20 protein-coding genes and 1 pseudogene are annotated in these 23341 nt (G+C 71.3%); 7 read left to right on the top strand and 14 right to left on the bottom strand.

Going from position 1 to position 23341, the window contains the following annotated elements; translation table 11 throughout:
- Window positions 1–25: 25 nt before the first annotated feature.
- Window positions 26–1246 carry an ABC transporter substrate-binding protein gene (locus tag NRP21_RS17650; RefSeq protein ID WP_257717545.1) on the bottom strand — a complete coding sequence of 407 codons (1221 nt, stop codon included), beginning with the start codon at window positions 1244–1246 and terminating at the stop codon, window positions 26–28.
- Window positions 1247–1555: 309 nt separating this feature from the next.
- Between NRP21_RS17650 and NRP21_RS17645 the strand changes: the two genes are divergently transcribed.
- Genes NRP21_RS17645 through NRP21_RS17630 form a run of 4 tightly spaced genes read left to right on the top strand, consistent with a single transcriptional unit; the run spans window position 1556 to window position 5905 of the window.
- Window positions 1556–2305 (top strand): SDR family NAD(P)-dependent oxidoreductase, encoded by a 750-nt coding sequence (locus NRP21_RS17645; protein WP_257717544.1) that lies wholly within the window; start codon window positions 1556–1558, stop codon window positions 2303–2305.
- Between the two features lie 5 nt (window positions 2306–2310).
- Window positions 2311–2988 (top strand): EthD domain-containing protein, encoded by a 678-nt coding sequence (locus NRP21_RS17640; RefSeq protein WP_257717543.1) that lies wholly within the window; start codon window positions 2311–2313, stop codon window positions 2986–2988.
- Complete coding sequence (locus tag NRP21_RS17635; protein ID WP_257717542.1) at window positions 2988–4175, top strand: NADH:flavin oxidoreductase/NADH oxidase; 1188 nt, start codon at window positions 2988–2990, stop codon at window positions 4173–4175. Before NRP21_RS17640 ends, NRP21_RS17635 begins: the two co-directional genes overlap by 1 nt.
- Window positions 4172–5905, top strand: a complete 1734-nt coding sequence (locus tag NRP21_RS17630) for an FAD-dependent oxidoreductase (protein ID WP_257717541.1) — start codon at window positions 4172–4174, stop codon at window positions 5903–5905. The genes NRP21_RS17635 and NRP21_RS17630 overlap by 4 nt, the downstream gene beginning before the upstream one ends.
- A 74-nt stretch (window positions 5906–5979) precedes the next feature.
- Here the strand turns inward: NRP21_RS17630 and NRP21_RS17625 are convergent, their stop codons facing one another.
- From NRP21_RS17625 to NRP21_RS17585, 9 genes are all read right to left on the bottom strand, one after another.
- On the bottom strand, window positions 5980–8655 hold the full coding sequence (locus NRP21_RS17625; RefSeq protein ID WP_257717540.1) for an ATP-binding protein: 2676 nt from the start codon (window positions 8653–8655) through the stop codon (window positions 5980–5982).
- A gap of 214 nt (window positions 8656–8869) precedes the next feature.
- The gene (locus NRP21_RS17620; RefSeq protein WP_257717539.1) at window positions 8870–9772 is read right to left on the bottom strand and encodes a hypothetical protein; all 903 of its coding nucleotides are present in this window, start codon (window positions 9770–9772) and stop codon (window positions 8870–8872) included.
- A 443-nt stretch (window positions 9773–10215) separates the two neighbouring features.
- Complete coding sequence (locus NRP21_RS17615) at window positions 10216–11205, bottom strand: Bug family tripartite tricarboxylate transporter substrate binding protein (protein WP_257717538.1); 990 nt, start codon at window positions 11203–11205, stop codon at window positions 10216–10218.
- Window positions 11202–12281: an LLM class flavin-dependent oxidoreductase gene (locus NRP21_RS17610; protein WP_257717537.1), complete on the bottom strand. Its 1080-nt coding sequence runs from the start codon at window positions 12279–12281 to the stop codon at window positions 11202–11204. Before NRP21_RS17610 ends, NRP21_RS17615 begins: the two co-directional genes overlap by 4 nt.
- Window positions 12282–12409: 128 nt before the next feature.
- A complete protein-coding gene (locus NRP21_RS17605) occupies window positions 12410–13225 on the bottom strand; it encodes an ABC transporter permease (RefSeq protein ID WP_257717536.1) in 816 nt (271 codons plus the stop codon).
- Between the two features lie 11 nt (window positions 13226–13236).
- Window positions 13237–14424, bottom strand: coding sequence for an ABC transporter substrate-binding protein (locus NRP21_RS17600; protein WP_257717535.1), 1188 nt, complete (start codon window positions 14422–14424; stop codon window positions 13237–13239).
- 11 nt (window positions 14425–14435) lie between these two features.
- Window positions 14436–15209, bottom strand: a complete 774-nt coding sequence (locus NRP21_RS17595; RefSeq protein ID WP_257717534.1) for an ABC transporter ATP-binding protein — start codon at window positions 15207–15209, stop codon at window positions 14436–14438.
- 10 nt (window positions 15210–15219) lie between these two features.
- Entirely contained in the window at window positions 15220–16296 is a 1077-nt protein-coding gene (locus tag NRP21_RS17590) for an acyl-CoA dehydrogenase family protein (RefSeq protein ID WP_257717533.1), read from the bottom strand.
- 10 nt (window positions 16297–16306) lie between these two features.
- Window positions 16307–16876, bottom strand: a complete 570-nt coding sequence (locus NRP21_RS17585; RefSeq protein ID WP_257717532.1) for a carboxymuconolactone decarboxylase family protein — start codon at window positions 16874–16876, stop codon at window positions 16307–16309.
- 228 nt (window positions 16877–17104) lie between these two features.
- Between NRP21_RS17585 and NRP21_RS17580 the strand changes: the two are divergent.
- A pseudogene (locus tag NRP21_RS17580) lies at window positions 17105–17221 on the top strand (transposase); the annotation flags it as partial.
- A 195-nt stretch (window positions 17222–17416) separates the two neighbouring features.
- On the opposite strand, the gene NRP21_RS17575 reads toward NRP21_RS17580, so the two are convergent.
- The 3 genes from NRP21_RS17575 to NRP21_RS17565 form a co-directional block, all read right to left on the bottom strand.
- On the bottom strand, window positions 17417–18241 hold the full coding sequence (locus tag NRP21_RS17575) for a sugar phosphate isomerase/epimerase family protein (protein ID WP_257717531.1): 825 nt from the start codon (window positions 18239–18241) through the stop codon (window positions 17417–17419).
- Window positions 18242–18353: 112 nt separating this feature from the next.
- Entirely contained in the window at window positions 18354–20072 is a 1719-nt protein-coding gene (locus NRP21_RS17570) for an FAD-dependent oxidoreductase (RefSeq protein WP_257717530.1), read from the bottom strand.
- Between the two features lie 14 nt (window positions 20073–20086).
- Entirely contained in the window at window positions 20087–21076 is a 990-nt protein-coding gene (locus NRP21_RS17565) for a Bug family tripartite tricarboxylate transporter substrate binding protein (RefSeq protein ID WP_257717529.1), read from the bottom strand.
- Window positions 21077–21215: 139 nt separating this feature from the next.
- Here NRP21_RS17565 and NRP21_RS17560 point away from each other — a divergent pair, with 139 nt between their 5' ends.
- Together NRP21_RS17560 and NRP21_RS17555 are read left to right on the top strand one after the other, a co-directional pair.
- Window positions 21216–22019, top strand: coding sequence for an IclR family transcriptional regulator (locus NRP21_RS17560; protein ID WP_257717528.1), 804 nt, complete (start codon window positions 21216–21218; stop codon window positions 22017–22019).
- Entirely contained in the window at window positions 22019–22888 is an 870-nt protein-coding gene (locus NRP21_RS17555) for a sugar phosphate isomerase/epimerase family protein (protein ID WP_257717527.1), read from the top strand. The genes NRP21_RS17560 and NRP21_RS17555 overlap by 1 nt, the downstream gene beginning before the upstream one ends.
- Here the strand turns inward: NRP21_RS17555 and NRP21_RS28050 are convergent.
- Window positions 22878–23330: a tripartite tricarboxylate transporter substrate-binding protein gene (locus NRP21_RS28050; protein WP_408639639.1), complete on the bottom strand. Its 453-nt coding sequence runs from the start codon at window positions 23328–23330 to the stop codon at window positions 22878–22880. The two genes, NRP21_RS17555 and NRP21_RS28050, sit on opposite strands and share 11 nt — an antisense overlap.
- Between the last annotated feature and the right edge of the window lie 11 nt (window positions 23331–23341).

Below are 23341 nucleotides of genomic sequence, written 5' to 3'. Positions count from 1 at the left end.
GCCCCATGCGGGGCCGGTTGGCCGGTCAGCCCTTGAAGTCCTCGGGCCGCAGGCCTCGGACCACGTCGTCCGAGTAGGCGGCCAGCTTGGCCTCCCGCCAGCACGTCCAGCGCTGGTCCGCGGCGCCAAGCGCGTCGTGCTCGGTCTTGCTGAAGGGCTTCTCGTAGATCTTGGCGTAGCCCTGCAGTGTGCCGCGCAGATCCTCCAGCGCCTCCTTCACCGCGGGCCCGTCCGTGCGCCCGGCCTGCCCAATGGCGCGGGCCAGGAGCATCGTGCCGTCATAGCCGTGCACGGCGAAGGAGAAGGCGGAATCCGCGTCGATTCTCGGGCGAATGCGGGCGAAGAAGGCCTGCTGTTGGGGCGTGCGGTCCTCCGACACCGTTCGGAGGAAGATCGGCTTCTCGGCCAGATGCGGGCCGGCGGCGTTGATGAAGCTGAGGTTGTCCGCCGCCCAGCTCGTCAGCACGATCGGGAAGTAGTTGATCTTCTCCATGCTGCGCATGAGCTGGCCGATCGGCGTGCCCTGCGCCCAGACCAGCGCCGTCTCCACCCCCGCCGCCCGCAGCTTGGCGAGCTGGGAGGTCATGTCCGTGTCGTTGACGTTGAACTTCTCGTTCGCCACCGCCGTCATGCCCTGGGCCGTGGCTACCTCCTGCAGGTCCTTCAGCCCGCCCTGGCCGTAGCCGGTCGTCTCCGTCAGGAAGCCGATCTTGCCGGTGCGCGGGCTCTTCTTCGCGTAGCCCATGATGGTCACGACCTGGGTGCGGTCCACGCTGCCCACGCGGAACATGTAGTTGTCCGCGCCTTCCCGCATCGGCTTGGTGATGTCGGTTGCCGATCCGATGCAGCCCATCACGGGGATGCGTTTCTGGTTGGGGATGTGCCGCCAGGCCAGCGCATTGCCGGAATTCGTCGGGCCGAGCACCGCCACCACCCGCTCGTTGTCGATCAGGTCGCTCATGTTCTGGATCGACTTCGGCGGCTGCGAGAGGTCGTCGCGGATGGTGAGCGAGAGCGGGCGGCCGAGCACGCCTCCCTCCTTGTTCACGTCCTCGATCGCGGCCTCGATGCCCACCACGGCGGCGCGACCGGACTGGGCAGAGGGCGAGGCGGCAAGGTCGCCGTTGAAGCCCAGCTTGATCGGCTGGCCCTGCGCCAGGGCGCGGCCGCTCAGCGCGGGCGCAGCCAGCAGTGCGCCGAGCGCGCCACGCCCGAGATCCCGGCGGGTGGGTTGGTATCGCGTCATCGTTTCCTCTTCCCTTGCCTCTCTTGGCCCCTTTGGGGGCGGAGCTCTCGGAAGAGAGGACGAACACTGGCCGGACCGCGCCATAGCGACCCGTCCTCTCCCGAACCCATTGCCCGGTCTTGGCGCCCGGCATTGAGCAGGAGGCTAAGTGCCGCCGAAGTGATCTGCAATGAACAAAACGGCTTGGCGGAGATATTTTGTCCCTTGCGAATGGTTTCGCCGCGTGGTCCCTTTTCGGAAGAGCCCCCGCGATGAGGGGCCAGCCTGCGCGCGCCTTGGGCGCGCTGCGGCAGGGAAGGGACGCCCGGCATGCTGCTTCCAGGACAGATCGCGCTCGTCACCGGGGCCGGCCAAGGCAATGGCGCGGCCATGGCACTCGGCCTGGCGCAACAGGGCGCGCGCGTGGCCGTGACGGACATAGACGCCGCGATGGCGGGCGGGACCGCCGCGCGCATCCAGCAGGCGGGTGGGCAGGCAACGGCCTATTCTCTGGATGTCACGGACCTGGAGGGCTGCCGCACCTTGGCGGCGCAACTGGAAGCGGAGATGGGCGACCTCTCCGTGCTGGTGAATAATGCTGGCGTCTGCCCGCGCCACTCGGTTGATGACGATGCGCTGGACCGCGCCTGGGACGCCGCCATGGATATCAACCTGCGCGGCACGATGAACGTCACCCGCGCCTTCCTGCCGGCGCTGCGGCGCAGCCGGGGGAGGGTGGTCAACATCGCCTCCATCGCCTCCTTCGTCTCCACCAATACCTCGGTCAGCTACCCCGTCTCCAAGGCAGGGGTCCGCGCCCTGACACAGGCCCTGGCGCAGGAACTCGCGCCGGACGGGGTGCGGGTGAACGCCATCGCGCCCGGCACCTTCGCCACCCGCATGACGGAGGCCACGCGCCTCAACCCCGAACGATCCGACCGCTTCCTCGCCCGCATCCCCATGCGCCGCTACGGGGAGCCGGAGGAGCTGGTCGGGCCCGTTGTCTTCCTCGCCTCCGACATGTCCAGCTACGTCACCGGCAGCACGCTGGTGGTCGATGGCGGCTACCTGGCGGTCTGACGGCCATGATCGTCCGCATGGGCTTGCTGGAACGGCGGCCGGATGTCCCGCCAGCGGAATTCAGCCGCTACTGGCGCGACGTCCACGGTCCGCTCGCCGCGCGCCTCCCGGGGCTGCGGCGCTACGAGCAGAACCTGGTCACCGACCGCTCCCAGCTCGCCATCGACCACGCGCGAGGCGCCTGGGCGCTGGACGGCATCTCCCACCTGACCTTCGACAGCCGCGCCGCGATGGGCACGGCCGCCGCCTCGCCTGACATGGCCCCGATTGGGCCGGACAATGACCGCTTCGCCGTGCTGCGCGGCATCCTGGTAACGGAACCCAACCCGGTGGTGCCGGTGGCCGATGGGCCATTGGTGAAGCGCATGTCCCTGCTGCGCCGCCGCCCGGACATCAGCGCGGAGCGCTTCCGTGAGGAATGGTTCGGCTTCCACGCCCAGGCGGTGGGCCGCTTCCCCGCCCTCGCCGGCTACACGCAGAACCTCGTGGTCGCGCGCCAGGCAGGTGGGAGCACGGATTACGATGCCCTGCCGGTGGATGGCGTGGTGGAGATGTGGTTCCGCAGCGTCGACGACCTGAAGGCCGCCTTCTCCTCCCCCGCCGCGGAAGTGTCGCAGCGCCACGCGCTGGACTTCATCGCGGAGATCACGACCTTCCTGGTCGAGGTCCGCAGGGTGGTGTGATGGCGGATTGGCCCCTCCTTCTCTCCCCCATCGAGATCCGCGGGCTGCGGCTGCGGAACCGCATCGTCATCTCCCCCATGTGCCAGCACGCCGGCGAGGATGGCCTCGCCACGGACTGGCACCTCGTCCATCTCGGGAAATTCGCGCTCGGCGGCGCGGGGCTGATCCTGACGGAGAGCACAGCCGTCTCGCCGGAAGGGCGGATCGGGACCGCCGATCTCGGCCTCTGGGCCGATGCGCAGGTCGCGCCGCTGCGGCGGGTGGTGGATTTCGTCCACGGCCAGGGATCGGCCATCGGCGTGCAACTGGCCCATGCCGGCCGCAAGGCGGGCAGCCAGCCGTTGTGGCACGGCGGGCGCGCCTTCACGGCGAATGAACTGGCCGCGCAGGGCTGGCCGCGCATCGGCCCCAGCGCCATCGCCGCCGGGCCGGAATGGAGTGTGCCGGAGGCGATGGACGGGGCCACCATCTCCCGCGTGGCGGAAGATTTCGCCGCCGCCGCCCGCCGGGCCGCAGCGGCGGATTTCGACGTGGTGGAACTGCACTTCGGCCACGGCTACCTCGCCGCCAGCTTCCTCTCGCCCCTCTCCAACCGCCGCAGCGATGCCTATGGCGGAGGGCTAGAGGGTAGGATGCGGCTGCCGCTGGAGATCGCCGCCCGCGTGCGCGCCGAATGGCCGGCGGGGAAGCCGCTCTTCTGCCGGATCTCCGCCGTGGACGGCGCGGAGGGCGGCTGGGAAATCGAGGATTCCGTCCTCTTCGCGCGGGCGCTGAAGGATGCCGGCGTGGATGTGATCGACGTCTCCTCCGGCGGGCTGACGGAGGAGACGAGGCGCATCACGGTGCCCCGCGGCCCCGGCTTTCAGACCGGCTTCGCCGAGGCGATCCGCCGCGGCGCGGAGATCACCACCCAGGCCGTCGGCATGATCCTGGACGGCCCCCAGGCCGAGGCGATCCTACGGGCGGGCCAGGCCGATCTGGTGGCCATCGCGCGAGAGGCGCTGCGCGACCCCTACTGGCCGCGCCGGGCGGCGGAGCAGCTTGGTATCGAGGACGACTACGCGGACTGGCCGGAACGCCACGGCGTCTGGCTGGCGAAGCGTGAACAACAGATGGGCGAGACCCTGCGCGCGCGCCGGCAGGCCGTGGCGCGGGGCGTCCATCGGGAACAAAGGGAAACGGCATGACCGACACGGTGGAATGCGACGTGCTGGTGGTCGGCTCCGGCGCGGGCGGCCTCTCGGCGGCGGTGGCGGCTGCTGCCCGCGGCTTCTCGGTGATCGTGGCGGAGAAGGAGCCCTATGTCGGCGGCACCACCGCCGTCTCCGGCGGCTTCCTCTGGGTGCCGAACAACCCGGTTTCCCGCCGCGACGGCATTGAGGACAGTGCCGAGGACGCCCGCACCTATCTGCGGCACGAGGCGGGGAACCACTTCAACGCCGACGCGGTGGACGCCTTCCTCGCGGCCGGGCCAGAGGCGGTGGACTTCTTCGACCGCGAGACGGAACTGAAGTTCGAGCCCGCTTCCGCCTTCTCGGACTACCATCCCACAGCGCCAGGCGGCCGCTCCGGCGGGCGCTCCATCAAGGCGCAGCCCTACCGCGCCCAGGGGCTGGGGAAGGAGCTGAAGCGCCTGCGCCCGCCCCTGCCGGAGCTGACCTTCGTCGGGCTCATGGTAGGCTCCGGCCCGGAGCTGAAGCACTTCTTCAACGCCACTCGCTCCGTCGCCTCGGCCGCCTACGTCGCGGGCCGCCTCACCTCCCACGCGCGCGACCTGCTCCTGAACGGGCGGGGCATGCTGCTGACCAACGGCAACGCCCTGGCCGCCCGGCTGTTCCGCAGCGCGCTGGACCGCGGCGTGCAGGTCTGGACGGATTCCCCGGCCATCCGGCTGGAGCGGGAGGGCGGCGCGGTGCGCGGCGCGGTGGTGCGGCACGAGGGCGGGGAGATCCGCGTCCGCACCCGGCGCGGCGTGGTCCTCGCCGCCGGCGGCTTCCCGCAGGACAAGGAGCGCCGCCGCGCCATGTTCCCGCACGACCGCGACAACACCGGCCACTACTCGCCGGCACCTGCCGGCAACACCGGCGATGGCTTGCGCCTGGGGGAGGGGGCAGGCGCCGTGGTGGAGCAGGGCTACCCCAATGCCGCGGCCTGGGTGCCCGTTTCCCGCGTGCCGCGGAAGGATGGTGGCTGGGGCGTGTTCCCCCACTTCATCGACCGCGCGAAGCCCGGCCTCATCGCCGTTCTGCCGAATGGCCGGCGCTTCGTGAACGAGGCGAACTCTTACCACGACTTCATCCAGGCCCTTTTCGCCAGCACGGGGCCGGGGGAGGGGGCGCGCGCCTTCCTGGTGGTGGACCAGCCCTTCCTGCGCCGCTTCGGCCTGGGCTTCGTGAAGCCCTTCCCCGTCCCTGTCGGGCCCAACATTCGCTCCGGCTATCTCAAGACCGGCCGAACGATCGCGGAGCTGGCGCGCAACGCCGGCATCGACGCGGCAGGGCTGGAGGCGACGGTGGCGGAGTGGAACCGCGACATCGAGGGCGGCGAGGACCGCGCCTTCGGCAAGGGCTCCACCGCCTACAACCGCTTCAACGGTGATCCCGAGTTCCAGCCCAACCCCTGCCTGGCGCCGATCGCGAAGGGGCCGTTCTACGCGGTCGAGGTGGTCGTGGGCGACCTCGGCACCTTCGCCGGGCTGCGATCCAACGGGAACGCGCAGGTGCTGGACGAGGCGGGACAGCCTATCACCGGCCTCTACGCGGCGGGCAACGACATGGCGAGCATCATGGGCGGCAACTACCCCGGGGGCGGCATCACGCTCGGGCCGGCACTCACCTTCGGCTGGATCGCCGCCCGGCACATGGCCGGCGCAGCCGATGCGGTCCCGGCGCCCAGCACCGAGGCCATCAACGCATAGGGGCGATTTACCCCGGTGGAGACGCCCACGACCGTGGCCATCGAGCTGCGGGCTGGGCGCGGCGGCGGCACCGTTCAGCCCTGGGCTGTCTCCTGCACGGCCATCAGGGCCTCAATCCGCTCGATCAGCTGCGCCTCCCCCACCGGCTTCCGCAGGAGGGAGTAGGTGCCGGAGAGCGCGCCGCTGATGGCGATGGAGGCCCCGTCCCCGGCATAGCCCGTCAGCAGGACGGCCGGGAGGGAAGGCCGCCGCGCCTGCGCTGCTTCGATGAGGGCGACACCGCCCATCCCCGGCATGGACAGGTCGCTGACCAGCACGTCCACGGCCTCGCCCGCATCCAGCAGCTGCAGGGCCTCCGCGCCGCCCTCCGCCGTCAGCACGGCATAGCCGGCCGCTTCCAGCATGCCCGAGAGCACCTCGCGCACGATTGGCTCGTCATCGACGACGAGCACGCGATGCGGGCTTGCGGCGCTTCCCTCCGCGCCGGCCGCCGCCGGATCCGCATCGGGCGGGGGCGCCTCGGCCGTACGGGGTGCAGGCGGAAGCCAGAGGGAGACCACGGTGCCCTTCCCGGGCGCGCTCTCCACAGTCAGTGCACCGCCGGACTGCTCCGCGAAGCCCTTCGCCATGGAAAGGCCAAGCCCGGTGCCCGCGCCCCTCGGCTTCGTCGTGAAGAAGGGCTCGCCGAGGCGGGCGACGGTTGCCGGATCCATGCCGGTCCCCGTGTCCCGGGCGGTGATCCGGACATAGCGCCCGGGCAAGAGCCCCGCCGGGCCGGAGCCGCCCTCCAGGACCGCCTCCTCCGCGGAGATGGTCAGGGTTCCGCCCTGCGGCATCGCGTCGCGCGCGTTGCTGGCAAGGTTCACCAGAACGGTCTCGAGCTGCCCCTTGTCGGCGAGCAGCGGGGGCGTGCCGGGCGCCACCTCGTGCCGGCAGGCGATCTCGGCGCCGAGCGTATGCGCCAGGACCTCGCACAATCCTGCCAGCAGCGGGGAGGGCTCGACCGGCTCGGCCCGCAGCTCGTCCCGTCGCGCGAAGGAGAGCAGGCGCCGCGTCACCGTCACGCCGCGCCCGGTCGCGTCCAGCATCATGCGGGCGAGGCGGCGGACCCCGGCCGCGTCGCCCGGGCGCCGCTCGATCAGGGCCGCGCCGCCCTGCACCGCCTGCAGGACGTTGTTGAAGTCGTGGGCGATGCCGCCCGCGAGCTGCCCGAGCGCCTGCATCCGTTCCGCCTGCGCCGCCCGGACCTGGGCGGCCTGCCGCGCCGCCACTTCCTCGCGCACGCGGGCCTCGAGCTCCGCGTTCAGCCGGCGAAGGCCTTCCGCGGCCGCGCGCTCCTCCGTCACGTCGCGGATCACCCCGATCAGCCTCCTGGCGCGCCCGCCCGGGCCGCGCCGGATCTCGGCCCGGCAGGCAATCCGCCGGACCGCGCCGTCAGAGGGCCGGACGATGCGGAACTCCGCCTCGTAGCCGGAAGCATCCCCTTCCAGCGCCTCCCGCACCATCCTCTCGTGGGCGGCGCGGTCCTCCGGGTGGACGCGGGCCATCGCGGCCGGGCGGGTGTCCGTCGTGGTTCCGTCCGGCAGGCCCGAGATGGCGGCGTACTCGGGCGTGACCACCGCGGCCGGCTCGTCGAGCCGCTGGTCGAAGCTGCCGATGCGCGCGATCTGGTGGGCAAGGCGCAGCCGGTCCTCGCCGAGGCGGCGGATTTCCGCCTCGCGCGCCCGCACCTCCGCCGCCGCCCGGGCCAGCGCCGCGGCCACGCCATCCAACTCCGCCACGCCGTCCGGCACCGGGACAGCCTCGCCTCGGCCGGTCGCCTCGGCCGCGCGGGCCAGTGCCGTCACGCGCCGGCCGAGACGCTGGCCGAGGAGCACTGCCGCGAGGAGGGCTGCCACCAAGGCGAGGCCGCCGACCAAGGCGATGCCCCGGACGGCGCGCCACACCGCCGCATCGATAACCTCCCGCGGCAGCGCCACCACCGCCGTCCAGGGCGCCGCGGCGGTCCGGTGCAGGGCTGCATCGACTTTCTGGCCCGTGACCCGGCGCGTCTCCAGGGTGGTGGCGGTGCCGGGCCGTGCGGTGGCGGCGAAGCCGCCGATCTCCGGCGGGGCAAGGGCCGCCGTGCGGTCGCCCTGCGGCGTCGAGGTGTGCGCGACAAAGCGGCCGTTCGCGCCGACCACGCCGGCCAGGGCGCCCGCCGGCAGCACGGACGCGATGACCGATTCGAAGTGGTGCGTCCGGATCCCGATCCCGACGACCCAGCCGGCTTCGCCCGCCGCTGGAATGGGGGCATTGACGGTGACGAGCGGCGCCCCCGCGAGACGCCCGATGAAGGGATCGGACACGGCGGGCATGGGTAGCCCGGGCACCGGGGGGGGTCTCATCTCCGGCAGCACCATCCCGGGCGCGGCGAGCGTGTTCAGGACCTGGCCAACACCGGGCCGGAGGAGCACGACGTTGAACCAAGCGGGGTTGAGCGCCAGCATCGACTGGAAGCGCGTCCGAAGCCGCTCCGGCTCCTGCAGTTCCTCGGGCGTGAGTGCGAGGGCCATGACCTCCGCGGCCTTCTGCATCCCCGCGATTTCCTGGTCCACGGCCGCCGCCAGGGCCTGGGCCTGGTTCGCCAGGCCTTGCAACTCGGCCAACCGCCTCTCCTGGGCCTCCCGCAGCAGAAAGCCGCTGCCCAGCACGAGGGGAGGAGTGGCCAGCGAGAGGACCAGGAGTGCGAGGTGCGTGCGGAAACGCATGGCCAGCCGCAATCCTTCGCGATCATCGGGCTGTGAAGGAACGGGCCGTCGCTGGGTGCGGACCAGCCATTCCTGCCCAGATTTACCGCTGCAGTATGATCTTACCGCAATAGTCGTCAACGACTGCGCAACAAGAGGCCGGCCGCGCAAGGAAACCGAAAGGAGGCACCGCGCCGCGCCACAACACGGGCAGCACTGCCCAAGGCACGGACACTCACGGCGCTCTGGACCGGCGCGTCGCTTGCGCGCGCTCCAGGGATGCTGCGCTGCGGCGTTCCTCCCGCAGCACCTCGATGGTCGGCTGCCACCAGCCGCGGGCCAGCTCGGCGGGGCTCGGCGGTGTCCGCGCGGGCCAGGCCTGAACCAGCTCGGCCTGGGCCGGCCTGCGCCACGCCGCCCAGATCAGCGCCCCGGCGTCAGGAACGACACCGGGGTAGAAGCGGGCGGCGATCTCGGGCTCCACAAGCTCGCCGGTGATCGCCTCGAATACCACGCATCCCAGATGGGTCATCACAACGCGGTCGAGCGGCGGCGAGGCATCCTCGCCCACCGGATACCGCTTCCGGCGTCGCTCGGCGGCCTCGGCTCGCCGGTCCCCGTGCTCTGCGGAAGCCTTGCGCTCCTCCTCGCGCCGTCGTCGGGCCTCAGGCTCGGCCATGCGGGCCGCGTCCTCGATGGCGGGCCAGCGCCTGTACAACTCCTCGAATGAACGGAACGGCACGCGCCACGCCTTCTCGGCCGGGTCCCACCGGGCCCATGGAACCGCCCGCAGCTCGGCGATGACGGTCCGGGAATACGGCGTCCGGACCACCAGGTCGTCAGCGGCCTCCAGATAGGGGCTCGTGATCGGTTCGAAGGCGAAGGCATCGCGGCCGCGCTCGTCGGCATAGGCCAGCACGCCCGACCATTCCCGGCCCATCCATGCCGTCAGGCGCCGTTCGGCCCGTTTGCCCGGCACGAACCAGGCCTTCAGGTCGTCGCGCCACCGCGCCCGCGGGAATGCCTCCCGGAAGCGCTCCACGGTCATGCGGTCGTACGGAAAGGCGGCCACCGCTCCCGGCGAGCCGTCGCCGGCATCCTGCTGCCTGGCGCTGAATTCCACCGTCTCCACGGTCACTGCTCGGTTCCTTCATGGCGGTGTCCAGCCCGTGCCTCGTTCAAGCAACATCGGGCTGGCGGGATGCGTCACGCATGTCGCCTCAGCAACGCTTCAGCCTGAAAAGGATCCGGTGACGGCTTGGGCACCATGGATCGGTCCCCGCGCATGGATGTCCGCCCGGCAGGTCCTCAACCTGACTGCGCCGGCAGTATCAGACGCGCCATTTCCGCCGAACCTTTGACCGCAGCGGCGGGATGCTGCCTCAAGGGCGTTTGGGATCACGGGCACACCTCGCAGGAGTCGCGCTCGGTGCCTGACCAGCCCCCATCAGGAGGTCCGGGCCGATTCAGTATCGCATGGCGGCGGTCGGGCCTGAGCCGGGCGGTGCTGGACCTGCTGGAGATGGTGCCCGAGGCGTCAGGAACACCTCCGGCGGGGCCTGAGGCTTTCGCCGGCCATCATCAGTCCAGCCGGACCTTCGCGCTGCGGATCACCGCCTCCCAGCGCGCGCCCTGTTCCGCCAGGAAGTCCCGCAGCGCCGGGCCGGAGATCGGCATGGGCTGGGCCGAGACAGCCTCCAGCCGGGCCGCGAAGGCGGGGTCCGCGACGGTCCCCTCGGCGGCAGCGCGGAGCCGCTCCTCCGCCTCCAGCGGGATCTGCCCGGCGGCGACGAGGATGAACCAGGACGGCACGTCGAAGTCGGTGATCCCGTGCTCGTGGAAGGTCGGAACACCGGGCAGCAGCGGCGTCCGTTCCGGCAGCCCCACCGCGAAGGCACGGAGCTGGCCGGACCGCACGAGGGGCAGGCTGTTCGGCACCAGATCCACCATCAGCTGCACCTCGCCCTGTACCAGGGCGGTGACGGCCGGGGCAGCCCCGCGGTAGGGAACATGCACCATGTCGCCACCAGCCCTCTCGGCGAAGAGATGCGTGGCCAGGTGCATGCCGCCGCCGATGCCGGAGGAGCCGTAGTTGAGGCGCCCGGGATGGGCGCGCGCATAGGCGATGAGCCCGGGAAGATCCGCGGCCGGCAGGCCGGGAGTGACCACCAGCACGTAGGGGACCGAGGCGACCGTGCTCAGCGGCGTGAAGTCGCGGTCCGGATCGTAGGGAAGGCGGCTGTAGAGGAACTTGTTGAAGACCTGGGTCGGCTGTGTGCCGAGGAGCAGGGTATGCCCGTCGCCCGGTTGCTTGGACGCGTACTCGGCGGCGGTCAGGCCGGCGGCCCCCCCACGGTTCTCGACGACGACGGGCTGCCCGAGCCGGGCGGTCAGCCCATCCGCCATGAGCCGCCCGAGAAGGTCCGAGGCGCCACCGGGCGGGAAGGGGACGATGAGGCGCAGCGGACGGCTCGGCCAGGCCCCCTGTGCCGAGGTGCTGCCCGGCCAGAGGAAGCGGGCGGCCAGCCCGCCAGCGACAAGGCCGCGCCGGGTCGTCACTCCTCCGCTCACGCCGCGCTTTCCGGCACGGCCGCGGGCACCGCGCGGAGATGCGCCAGGCGCGGCATCACATGCTCCGCGAAGCGTCGCATCTCCGCCTCGAAGGGCTGGAACTGGGTGAGCAGGGTGTCGATCCCGGCGGCGTGGAAGGCGGCGATCCGCTCGGCCACCTGATCGTAGCTTCCCACCGTACCGCCGGCGGTGCCACCATTCGTGCCCACGCTCTCGAACTTCGCCTGGGTCTTGCGCATGGCCACGGCGGCGTCCGTGTTCGCCTTCACATAGGCCTTGATGTCGGCGTCCTGCTTCGCCAAGGCGAGCAGGCGCTCATACTCAGCACGTGCCTCAGCCTCGGTCTCACGCGCGATGACGAAGGTGGAGAGTCCGAAGCGGACAGGCTCGCCGCGCCGGGGACGCTGCCGCACATCGGCGATAAGGGCCTTCACATCCTCCAACGGCTGGCCGTTGATGAACCAGACATCGGCCTGCGCGGCAACCAGGTCGCGCGCCGGCGGGGATTCACCGCCCACGTAGATGCGAGGCCGGGCGCGCGTCGCGGAACGCGGCTCGAGCCTGTAGTTCCTGACCTGGAAGAAGCGGCCGTCGTGGTTCACCTCCTCGCCGCGCATGAGCTGCTCCACCACCTCCAGCCACTCGGCGCCGTAGGTGTAGCGCTCGTCGTGCTCGCGGAAGACGAGGCCGGCATCCTCGATCTCCTTGCGGTTCCAGGCATTCACCAGGTTGATGGCGAAGCGCCCGCCGCTGATCTCCTCGATCTGCAATGCCATCTTCGCCAGGACCACCGGGTGGTAGAGCATCGGCTTGATCGCGGCGATGATCTCGATCCGCCGCGTCTGCGCGGCCAGTGCCGCGGAGGATGTCCAGGCCTCGAGCTGGCCGAGATCGGTCCGGTGAGGATTCATGGTGTGCTGGGCGACGAGCACGCAGTCGTAGCCGAGCCGCTCCGCTTCCAGCACAAGGCGCCTGTTCCGGTCCCAGGAAGCATCGTAGGGCTCCAGTGGGTCGCGCAGCGCCGCACGGTTGCCGTGCACGAGCGCCCAGATGCCGATGCGAAGCGGGTGATCCATGCCGTGCACTCCATGCGGTTGCTGCGCCTGTCAGGCGGGCGGGATCGTAGGACTGCGGCTTGTGCCACGCCAGCTAGGCCGGTGCGCCTGAGGGGCGGATGCCGGCACGGCTTCGGGAAGCGGGCCTCTCAGGCGCCCCGCAGCCTGTGCAGCCCCTGCGCCGCCGCGTCCAGCAGGAAGCCGAGCAGCCCGATCAGCAGCACCACCGCCATCAGCTCCGAGTAGGCCAGCCGGTCCCGGGCATCGAGGATCATGTAGCCCAGCCCGGCCGAGACGCCGAGCATCTCGCAGGGCACCAGCACGATCCAGAGAATGCCGATGGCGAGGCGCACGCCCGTCAGCATCGGGCCGAGGATGCCCGGCAGCACCACGCACCACAGCGTTTCCCAGCGCGTGGCGGCGAGGCTGCGCGACAGCTGGAGCCAGCGCGGGTCGAGCGCCCGCACCCCGGCCGCCGTGTTCAGCATGATCGGCCAGACCGCCGCGAAGGCGAGGAGGAAGAGGATCGGCTGGTCGCCCACGCCGAAGATCATGACGGCCAGGGGCATCCAGGAGAGGGGCGAGATCATCCGCAGGAACTGGAAGGCCGGAGAGGTCGCCGCTTCCAACATGCGCAGGCTTCCCACGGCAATCCCCAGCGGCACGCCAACGAGCAGCCCCAATGCCAGCCCGGCCAGCACGCGCCGCAGACTGGCAAGGACATGGAGCGCGAGGTCCGGCTGGGTCAGCAGATCCGCCAGGCTGGCCAGGGTTCCGCCCGGCGCGAAGCGGCGTGCCATGCTGCCCGCAGGCGCCAGCAACTCCGTGCCAGCCCACCAGGCCGCCAGGATGACGAGGATGCCGATGAGCCCGAGCCCGAGCCGCCCCAGCCCGCCTCCCGCGCGAGGGGAGGGCAGCGAGGGGAGGGCGCGCGGGGCCTCCTGAGCGGCGGCCTGGTCCGACATGCCAGGCCCCCTCAGACCGCGATCGTCTCGGTGCGCGCCCAGCCCTCGGGGTTGCCGAAGGCGGAGGGGCCGCCCACGGACTCGATGGCCCGGCGCACCAGCCGGTCGTCCACCAGTTCCCGCGCCGCGGCGGCCGGGTCCAGTGCCTCCAGGAAGGAACGGTCGCCCTCCACCAGGGTACTCTTCAGGCGGCGCACCAGCTCTTCCGTGTAGGAGGGGAAGGGATAGGGCTGGAAGTCGATGCGGCGGTTGCTCCAGTCCGCGTGGCGGATGGCGCCGGAGGCGAGGTAGGCCGCCCGGTCGCCCTCCGCCGGGGCCAGCACCTTCTGCAGCACGGGCAGCGGGTGCGGCGTGTACTTGTTGGCACCGTCGCGCGAGAGGAGCTGGGCCGTCTCCGCGCGGTGGTCGCGCGTCCAGACCTGCGCCTTGACGATGGCGTTCACCACCTTTTGCGACCAGTCCGGGCGGCTCTCCAGGTCGCGCTCGTTCATGAGGACGAGGCAGCAGGCGTGGTCGCGCCAGACATCGCCGGTGAAGCGCAGCACCTTGCCGACGCCCTGCGCCTCGGCCGCGGCGTTGAAGGGCTCGGCCACGATGTAGCCGGCGATGCGCTTCGCCGCGAGCGCCGGCACCATGTCGGACGGCGCCATGATGACGAGGTTCACCTCGTTCGGCGCGGGGCTGCCCGTGCGGCGCGTGACAGGCGTCAGCCCCGCCTCGCGCAGGAGCATGCCGAGCACGACGTTGTGGATGGAGTACCAGAAGGGCACCGCCACCGTCTTGCCGCCGAGCTCCGCGACGGCGTTGATCTCCGGCGCCACCGTCAGGGCGGAGCCGTCCATGTGGTTCCAGGCCACCACCTTGATCGGCGCCTTGCTGCCGAAGCGAGCCCAGACCGCCATGGGGGAGAGGACGTGGACCACGTCCACCTGCCCGGCGAGGAACGCTTCGATCACCTGCGCCCAGGAGCGGAGGAGGGTGGGCTTCTCCGCCCGGATGCCCTCGGCCTCGAAGAGCCCGTTGTTGTGCGCCACCAGCAGCGGCGTGGCGTCCGTGATGGGCAGGTAGCCGATCCGCAGCGGCGCGTCCGCTGCCTGCGCCTGTGCGGCACGGGTCCGCAGCAGCGGCGCGGCACCCGCTGCCGTGAACAGGCTGGCCAGGCGCATGGCGTCGCGGCGGGAGAAAAGCTCGGTCGGCATGGCGGGCCTCGTCAGTGGCGCTGCCGGATGGCGGTGCGCAGGGTCTGAAGGATCTCGACGCGGAAGGCACCCAGCTCCGCCACCATCTCGTCGCGCGGGCGGGGCAGGTCGATGCGCCACTCGCCGATCACTCCGGCGGGCGCGCCGCCCAGCAGCACCAGGCGGTCGGCCAGCAGCAGGGCCTCGTCGATGTCGTGGGTGATGAGCAGGGTAGCCGTGCGGAGGCGGGAGACGAGGCGCAGCAGCAGGTGCTGCATCTCCTCCCGCGTCACCTCGTCCAGCGCGCCGAAGGGCTCGTCCAGCAGCAGCACCTCCGGCTCCCGCGCCAGGCAGCGCGCGAGGGCGGTGCGCTGCGCCATGCCGCCGGAGAGGGCGGAGGGCGGGCTGTGGCGCGCGTGCTCCAGCCCCACAGCAGCGATCGCGGCATCCACCCGCGCGCGGCGCGTCTCCGCGGAAAGCCTGGGCTGGTGGTGGAAGTCCAGACCGAAGGCGACGTTCCGCTCCAGCGAGAGCCAGGGCAGGAGGGAGGGGTCCTGAAAGGCGATGGCCACACGCGGATGCACGCCGGCCAGCGGCGCGCCATGCATCAGCACGCGCCCGGCGCTCGGGCGCTCCAGCCCGGCCAGCACGCGCAGCAGGCTGGACTTGCCGACGCCGCTGGGTCCCAGCACGGCCACGATCTCACCGGGATGTAGCTCCAGGTCGAGCCCGGCCAGCACCGGCCGTTCCGCGCCGGGGTAGCGCAGGGCGAGGCCCTCCGCCCGCAGCGAGGTGGCGTCGTTCATGCCCCCGCTATCAAGCGGCACGCGCGGCCTGCCCGGCGAGAGCCGCGCGGAGCTGCACGAGGCTGGGTGTGATGACCGGGATGAAGGCCGCCTCGCGCCAGCGGCGGGCGAAGCCCTCGCCTGGCACGGTCAGGTAGGCGCGGCCGCCGGAGGCCTGCAGCTCCAGCCCTGTGGCCTCAGCCACGATCTCCGCCAGGGCGATGCGGATGCGAAAGAGGGAAGGGGCGTCCGCGACGAAGCGGCCGTCCTGCAGCCCCTCGAACAAGGCGCGCTGCTGCGCCGAGAGATCCGCCGTGAGGCGGGCGACCGGCTCCAGCAGCACGTGGCGAGCAGCGCCACCGCAGGCGGCCGCCTCGGCCAGGGCGCGGCGGGCCAGGCCGATGGACATGCCGCATTGCAGCCCGAGGAAGGCCGGGCGCACCCGCGGCAGCCAGTGCCCGGCGTTGGGGTGCAGCACGTTCTCCGGCCCCACCGGGACAGCCCGGATATCGACCGCGGCGGTGGACGTCGACCGCATGGCCAGGAGGTCAAGGTCGTCGGAGCGCTGGAGGCCGTGCGCATCGCTCGGCAGGGAGACGCAGAAGGGCTCCCCGCCCTCCAGCGGCGCCACTGCGGCGGCGACATGGAAGCCCTGCGCCCGCAGGTTGGTCACCCAGGGCAGGCGGCCGTCCAAAACCTGGCGCTCACCCTCCTGCCGCGCAGCGATGCCGATCTCCTCCAGCCCCGCCAGGGCCTTCATGGCGTTCGACATGCCCGTCGCGCCCGCGACCTCGCCCGCCAGCAGCGCGGGCAGCAGGCGGTCGCGAAGAGCGTCGTTCGGGCTTTGCAGCAGGTACTCGATAAAGGTGCGATGCCCCCAGGCCACGAAGCCCGCGGCCAGGGAGCGCTCGGAGATGGCGGCCACCGCCTCCACCGCGTCCGTCACGTCACCCCCGGTCCCACCTAGCTCCTCCGGCACGCCGATGCGGAAGACTCCGGCGGCGGCCAGGCGCGGCAGCACCGATGCGGGATCGGCCGTGCCCCGGTCCAGCCCGGTGGCCGCTTCATCCAGCCAGGAGCGCAGTGCGGGGTCGAGGGAGATGGCCACGATGGCTCGCTCAGGCCGCCTGCTTCGCCGGGCCGTCCCAGCGGAACTGTGCCAGCTCCGGGTTCAGCTCGGGTTGGCCGAGGTTGTTGGCGAAGTTGCAGAGCGTGGCCAGGGAGACACCCAGCACGACCTCCAGCGCGTTCGCGTCCGTGAAGCCCGCGGCCTTGAAGGCGGTCAGGTCGGCGTCGGAGACCGCGCCGCGGGAGGCGATCACGGCGGAGGTGAAGGCGGCCACGGCGGCCAAGCGCGGGTCCGCCGGTGCTTCGACTCCGCGCAGCGCCTCGACCGTGGGATGGTCCAACCCGGCTTTCTTGGTGGCAATGGCCGTATGGCCCGCCACGCAGAAGCCGCAGCCATGGGTTGCGGCCGCGGTGATCTGCACCGCCTCGCGCTCGGCCAAGGTCAGGCCCGCACGGGCGTTGATGCCGGAGACGACCTGGTAGGTTTCCAACGCCGTCGGCGCATTGGCCAGGAGGCGCACGAGGTTCGGCAGGAAGCCGTTGTTCTTCTGCGCGGCAAGGAGACGCTCGCGGGCCTCCTCGGGGGCATCCTCGGGAGTGCGGAGGGGAAGACGGGCCACGTTCGGCCTCCTGTTCTCTTGATCCGGCATTGAAACCACCCGCTCCCTGCGGGGAGACGCGGCTGGAAACCCAATCCTGCCGGTGGAGGTAGCTTTCCGGCCTCACATCTACAAGGCGGAGAATTCATAAAGGACGCAAGATGGTTGATGATACAAAAAACCCACTAGAAAAAATAGTGCAAAGGACGAGTGGAAAGGGAACGTCAATGCTGTAGCGGGCAGGCAGGGGTGAGGTGGGCCGTGATCGAGCCGTTCATGCCCACGAACCAGCCCGGCGCTCACCGGCAGGACGACCGCCGGGTTATCAGCGGCATCGTACACGTGCTGCGTTCGGGCTGCCGCTGGCGCATTGAAGCCGCGGTCGGTTGCTTGGAAGACTTCCGCCGCCTCAGCACCAGCTACGACAAGCTCGCGGACAATCTCAGCCCACTGCCGCGATCGCCGCCTTCTGGTGCTGATTGAGGCCGGACCCTGGGCAAGAGGGCCTTTCGGGCTTGCGATGTGTCGCAGGCAAGGGACCCTAACGCCTGGCGAGCCAGGTCAATGGCCGCGGGCAGGAGCCTTTGCCAGAAGCTTCCGCGCGGCATCCACCGCGCGCGAAACCCGGTCCCGGGCCGGAACGGTTCGCGCCAGGTCAAGCATGGGAATTTCCAGGCTCACCACGAGGTCGTCCGGCATGGCCCGCGCGAGTGCCTTCAGGTCAAGGCCCCCTTCCCCAGGGATCATGCGCTCGGCACGAGCAGTGTGCAGCAACTCCGCCGTGCTCGAGGGCCTCGCTGCCGGTGCATCGCAAAGCTGCCAGTAGTGCAGCCACTCCCGGGGCACGTCCGCGATGTCGGGCAATCGGCTATCCGAGCGATCGAAATGCAGGGCGTCGATCAGGATGCCTGCGTTCGGCTGCGCGGCCCGCCCGACGATATCGATCGCCGTGGCCAGGTCCGGCACTGCCGTCCAGGGCATGAACTCCAGGTCGCCGGTCAACCCGAACGCTGCAGCCTCGCGGCAAAAGGCTGCGTAGTTGTCGACGAGCCGTTCACGGTCGTCGTCGTATCCCGCGACGAGGACATGGCGCGCCCCCAACGCCGCACCCACATCGAGGAAGGGGCGGAAGGCTGTCACGTCCGTCTCCGGCCGCAGCATGACGATCTCCAGATCGGCGACACCGACGCCGCTGTCCCGGCTCTGGGTCAGCGTCCGCCGCAGAAGCTCGGGATCGTCCATCAGCGGATAGGCGGCACCGCCGGGCACCACGGGGATCAGGCGCAGGCCCACATAGGAGCAGCCGGTCGCAGCGGCTACTTCCATCAGAGCAGGGGGCGGAAGCTCGAGCGCGGTCAGCGCGGAGAGGGAGAAGGTGGGCGTCATGGCGGGCTCCCCGAGGATGTGTTGACGGCCGTGAGGCTGATCGTCGATCGCGAGCCCCGTGGAGCGTGCCTGGTCCAGCGCGCGACAGGCACCAGTGGCATGGACAGCGCCGTCATACCGGTAGTCCAGCGGCGTGCCGCGCGGTGCGCCAGCCGAGCACCATGGCAGGCCCGATCGTCGTGCCCGGCCCGGGATAGGTGCCCCGGAAGATGGAGGCCATGTCGTTCCCGCCGACATACAAGCCCCTGATTGGCTGCCCCGCGGCATCCAGCGCCCGGCCGTCGCCATCTGCGCGAAGCCCCGCGCTACCCGCCAGATCCGCTGGCTGCACGGCCACGGCGTAGAAGGGGCCTGGCCCGATCGGCCGCAGGCAGGGATTCGGCCTGTTCTCCGGGTCGCCATTGAAGCGGTTCATCGGGGAGCTGCCCTTGCCGAAAGCCTCGTCCACGCCATTCCCGGCGTAGCGGTTGTGCTCGGCCACGGTCTGCTCCAGCGCCGCCTGTGGCACGCCGATCCGGTGGGCCAGCTCTCCGAGCGTCGCGCCCTCGATCAGGTAGCCGGCCTCGAGGAAGGGCTTCAGCCGCGCCGTCCCCTGGTGGACCAGCCCGATACCGTAGTCGCGGATGAAGCTGCGGTCGCAGACCAGGTGCGCCGGCCGGCCGGGGGCCGCCCCCGCGCGCAGCATTCCCATGCAGAAGTCGTGATACGAGTCAGACTCGTTGGTGAAGCGCCTGCCGTGGCCGTCAACGGCGATCAGCCCGGGCTTGGCCCGGTCGAGCAGGATATGCGGCCAGACGGAGCGGGTCCCGTCGGGCCGCTCCAGCACGGAGCACGGCATCCACAGCCCAGCGCTGCCCCCGGCATCGTCGAGCTCCGCGCCGATGCCCAGCCCTGCCACAATGCCATCCCCGGTGTTGCCCTCCGGCGCCAGGGAGAGCGGGCGCGCCGCCTCGGGAAACAGGCGCTCGCGCAGCTCGGGGTTCCAGGCCACCCCGCCGGTCGCCAGCATCACCCCGCGCAGGGCGCGGACGGGCCTTTCGCCGCCAGGGCCGCGCAGCACAGCGCCGGTCACCCGTCCGCCCTCGTGCAGCAGTCTCACCAACGCGGTGTCGAAGCGGATCGGCACACCCTGGCGGCGCAGGCTGTAGAGAAGCCGCGCCACGAGCGCGTTGCCCATCACCAGCCGGGTGCCGCGGCGGTGGCGAAGCCGGTCCCGCACGTGCCGCGCCAGCAGCCGCACTGCCTGCACCAGGTTGGCGGAGGAGGCGAAGGGCTTCAGCAGGGGCGCGATGTCCGCGCGCGCCACCATCATGCCGCCCAGCACCATGAACTCGGGGCGCGGCGGCCGCACCCGCTGGAAGTCCTCCGCGCCCAGCAGGCGGCCGTCGAAGGGCTCCGGGCCGAGCGCGCGGCCCCCGAAGGCGGCGCCGGGGTGATTGCCGAGATAATCCGGATGGGCCTTCGCGGCCACGAAGCGGACCTCGCTCCGCCGCTCCAGGTCGTCCAGGGCGAGGGGGCCGGCCTCCAGGAACGCGGCGCGCTGCGCCTCGCCACCCCGGGTCCCAATGACCGATGCCAGGTAGCGGGCGGCCTCGGCGCTGGAATCCGGCACGCCGGCGGCGGCGCTCTGGCTGGTGCCGGGAACCCAGACCGTGCCGGCGGAAGTGGCGGTGGTGCCGCCCACCATGGAGGTCTTCTCGCAGAGCAGGACCTGAAGACCTTCCAGCGCGGCCACCAGGGCTGCGGTCATGCCGGCCGCCCCGGCGCCGATCACCAGCAGGTCGACCTCTTCGGCCGGGCCCTGGGCCGCCACTCCCGCGCCGTCAGGCATGCCCGCCACCCGTCCTACTCAAGGGTGATGCCGCGTGAGCGGATCACGTCGCCCCACTTGTTCGCCTCGGCCCGGAGATAAGCCGGCCATTCCTCCGGCGTGCCAGGCTCAAGGACGTAGCCGTTCGCGGTCAGACGATCCCTCACGGCTGGGGCCTGCAGAGCGGCGACGGCGGCGGCGTGCAGCCTGCGAATGGCGGCGTCGGGCGTCCGCGCCGGGGCGAGCAGGGCGTAGTCGCTGTTGCATTCAAAGCCTGGCACGCCGGCCTCGGCGACGGTGGGCACGTCCGGGGTCAGGTCCAGGCGGTTCCGGCTGCCGATGCCAAGGGCGCGCAGCTCGCCTGAGCGGACGTAGGGGAGCGCCGTCACCACGTCGAGGAAGGCCATGTTCACCTCCTTGGAGAGCATGGCCTGCACCATCGGCGCGCCGCCGCGGTAGGTGACGGTCTCCACCTGGATTCCGGCCATCTTGAAGAAGAGCTCCGGGGCGAGGTGGCCCGAGCTCCCCGCACCTGGAGAGGCGTAGGTCATCTGGCCCGGCGCCGCCTTCGCCGCCGCGATGAGGTCCGTCACGCTGCGGATCGGGGAATCGCGATGGACGCAGAGATAAGCGGCAATGGTGGCGAGGCGGCCGATCGGGACGAAATCCCGCTCGTCGTCGTAGCCACGTCCGGGGAAGAGGTGCCGCGCCATGGCGTAGGTCGAATTGACCCCGAGGAGGATGGTGGAACCGTCGGGCCGCGCCCTGGCGACGACGGCGTGGCCGATGGTGCCGCTGGCGCCCGCGCGGTTCTCCACCACGACGGGTTGGCCCAGTTCCCGCGCCATCTGCTCGGCCAGGAGCCTCGCGACGAAATCCGTTCCCCCACCAGGTGGCCAGGCGACAACGAGGGTGATGGGGCGAGAGGTGTCGTCCCGCGCGGCCGGGGCTTGGGCCAGGGCCGGAACCGCTAGGGGCGCGGCGCCCAGAAGAGCGGCCATGAGAGGACGGCGGGACAGGGTCATTTCTGGGGCTCCTCCACAGGGTGTGCCTCTGGTCCGGCACTTCTTTCGACGAGAGTATGACGACTGGAATGGCATTCCAACTGGAATGTTGATCCATTCCCCGCGGGATGCGATAAGCGGCATGGACTGGGGGTGACTGATGACGAACCAGCGCGAGCGGCCTCTTGCCATCCTGGAACTGCTGGCCCCGCACGCGGCGGGGCTACCCCTGCACGTGGTGGCTGACCGGCTCGGCATTCCGCGCAGCGCCACCCACCGGCTGCTGGGAGACCTGCGCGCCAGCGGCTATGTCCGGCAGGACGAGGAGGGCGGCCCCTATCGCCTGACGGCTCGGATTGCTTCCCTCGCCTTTACCTATCTCTCCGCCAACGGCATCACTGACATCGCCCAGCCCGTGTTGGACAGGCTGGCGGAGCAGGCGGGCGAGCTGGTGCGCCTGGCGGTGATCGACGGTGACCGGCTGACCTGGGTGGCCAAGGCACAGGGCGCGCGCCACGGGCTACGCTACGATCCCGACCCGGATGCAGGGGCCGAGGTGCGGCTGTCCTGCACGGCCAACGGCTACGCTTGGCTCGGCACGATGGAGGATGACGCCGCGCTGGAACTCGTGGCCCGCCAGGGCTTCTCAGCCGGAGCAGAGGCCGGGCCGGGCGCGCCGCGCGGCGTGGCGGGGCTGCTGGACAGCCTGAAGGAGACGCGACGGCGCGGCTACGCGGTGGCGCACGAAACCTACGAGGCCGGCACCTCTGCCATGGCGGCCGCGATACGCCGCCCCGGATCGGGTTCGGTTTGCGGCACGGTGAGCATCGCCGGACCCAGCGCGCGGCTGACCGGCGCGCGGATGGAAGCACTGGCTCAGGTTCTGTTGGGCGCGGCGGAGGAGCTGGCCGCGGCGTCGGGCGCATCGCCGCTCTTCGCGCCGGCACTGGCGCGGGTGGCGTGATGATACCGGGAATCGATTCCTACTGCTTCCACCGCTACTTCGGGGACGCTTACCCCGGCCTGGAAACGGATCCCGGCGAGCGCCTCGATGTCTGGGGCTTCCTGGACCGGGCCTTGGAACTCGGCGCCCAGGGCGTCTCGCTCGAGGCATGCTATCTGCCTGCTGACGATCCCTTTCTGGACCGCCTGCGAGAGAGGCTGGATACGAATGGGCTCCAGCGGGTCTGGGCCTGGGGGCATCCGAACGGCCTCGGCTCGGGGACGCGGTCGGAGGCGGTGGAAGATCTTGCGCGGCATCTGGCCGCAGCGCGGCGCGTGGGCGCCGGGGTGATGCGGATCTGCTGTGGCGGGCGCCGGACCCGGCCCGCCGACTGGCCCTCGCACCGCGACGCGCTGCTGCCCCTCCTGCGCAGCCTTCTGCCAGTGGCGGAAGCGCAGGGCGTGGTGATGGCGATCGAGAACCATCTCGACCTGTTTTCCGAAGAACTCGTGGAACTGCTGGAGCGGGTAGATTCGGCCTGGCTCGGCGTGTGCCTGGACACCGCGAACAACGTGCGGCTGGGGGAGGATCCGCTGGTCGTGGTCCGACGCCTCGCGCCCTGGACGCGGGCGACGCACCTGAAGGACGTGGCTCCCCTGGCCGGCGCCGGAGACGCCTTCACCTCCTGGCCGAGCGTGCCTCTCGGCCACGGGGTGGTTGATGTCGCCGCCGTGGTGCAGCTGCTTCGGGGAGCAGGTTATGATGGGCTCCTGGCGGTGGAGATTGACTACCTGCATCCTCTGCACGGAACGGATGAGCGGGCGGCACTACGGACGAGCATGCAGGTCCTGCGGGAGAGTTTGGCCAAGAGTCGGCCTCTCACGGGGTGAACCTCAGCGGCTCTTCGCGGCGTGTTGAGGTGAGGTCGCCCCACTTTGCCCTCTCCCCGGCGGCGCAGGGCGCGAACTCCTCCGGCGTGCCGCCCACGGGATCGATGGCCGGCGGTTTCAGCCGCATCTCCGTCGCGGCGGAAAGTATGATCCGCCGGGGCTCCCCCGAGAGCCGCTGGATGATCGGCTGCGGCGTGCCACCTGGGGCGAAGAAGCGGAAATCGGTGCTGGCGCGAGAGCCCAGTTCCGCGAGGGTCGGGACGTCCGGCGCCCGCGAGCTGCGCCCCGCGCCGGAATAGCTGAGCGCGACTAAGGTGCGGTCCCGCTGATAAGGGATCGCCGTGACGGCATCGACGAAGGACAGGGTGGTCGTAGAAGACCACGCCCGGAGCGAAGAGGTGCACGCGCGAGAGCATCGCCATGTCGGCCGGCGCGCGGCCATGGGACGTACCG

The sequence above is a fragment of the Roseomonas populi genome, from assembly GCF_024594815.1.
Lineage (GTDB): Bacteria > Pseudomonadota > Alphaproteobacteria > Acetobacterales > Acetobacteraceae > Roseomonas > Roseomonas populi.
The sequence above is the reverse complement of the archived record's forward strand: the minus strand, read 5'-3'. Positions and strand labels throughout refer to the sequence as shown.

Excerpts from the sequence above, each read along its gene's own strand:
- NRP21_RS17645 (WP_257717544.1), top strand. The coding sequence starts at position 1,556 with ATGCTGCTTCCAGGACAGATCGCGCTCGTCACCGGGGCCGGCCAAGGC.
- NRP21_RS17640 (WP_257717543.1), top strand. The coding sequence starts at position 2,311 with ATGATCGTCCGCATGGGCTTGCTGGAACGGCGGCCGGATGTCCCGCCA.
- NRP21_RS17600 (WP_257717535.1), bottom strand. The coding sequence starts at position 14,424 with ATGCCGACCGAGCTTTTCTCCCGCCGCGACGCCATGCGCCTGGCCAGC.
- NRP21_RS17570 (WP_257717530.1), bottom strand. The coding sequence starts at position 20,072 with ATGCCTGACGGCGCGGGAGTGGCGGCCCAGGGCCCGGCCGAAGAGGTC.
- NRP21_RS17605 (WP_257717536.1), bottom strand. The coding sequence starts at position 13,225 with ATGTCGGACCAGGCCGCCGCTCAGGAGGCCCCGCGCGCCCTCCCCTCG.
- NRP21_RS17560 (WP_257717528.1), top strand. The coding sequence starts at position 21,216 with ATGACGAACCAGCGCGAGCGGCCTCTTGCCATCCTGGAACTGCTGGCC.
- NRP21_RS28050 (WP_408639639.1), bottom strand. The coding sequence starts at position 23,330 with ATGGCCGCGCGCCGGCCGACATGGCGATGCTCTCGCGCGTGCACCTCT.
- NRP21_RS17650 (WP_257717545.1), bottom strand. The coding sequence starts at position 1,246 with ATGACGCGATACCAACCCACCCGCCGGGATCTCGGGCGTGGCGCGCTC.
- NRP21_RS17610 (WP_257717537.1), bottom strand. The coding sequence starts at position 12,281 with ATGGATCACCCGCTTCGCATCGGCATCTGGGCGCTCGTGCACGGCAAC.
- NRP21_RS17630 (WP_257717541.1), top strand. The coding sequence starts at position 4,172 with ATGACCGACACGGTGGAATGCGACGTGCTGGTGGTCGGCTCCGGCGCG.
- NRP21_RS17635 (WP_257717542.1), top strand. The coding sequence starts at position 2,988 with ATGGCGGATTGGCCCCTCCTTCTCTCCCCCATCGAGATCCGCGGGCTG.
- NRP21_RS17555 (WP_257717527.1), top strand. The coding sequence starts at position 22,019 with ATGATACCGGGAATCGATTCCTACTGCTTCCACCGCTACTTCGGGGAC.
- NRP21_RS17565 (WP_257717529.1), bottom strand. The coding sequence starts at position 21,076 with ATGACCCTGTCCCGCCGTCCTCTCATGGCCGCTCTTCTGGGCGCCGCG.
- NRP21_RS17575 (WP_257717531.1), bottom strand. The coding sequence starts at position 18,241 with ATGACGCCCACCTTCTCCCTCTCCGCGCTGACCGCGCTCGAGCTTCCG.
- NRP21_RS17595 (WP_257717534.1), bottom strand. The coding sequence starts at position 15,209 with ATGAACGACGCCACCTCGCTGCGGGCGGAGGGCCTCGCCCTGCGCTAC.
- NRP21_RS17625 (WP_257717540.1), bottom strand. The coding sequence starts at position 8,655 with ATGCGTTTCCGCACGCACCTCGCACTCCTGGTCCTCTCGCTGGCCACT.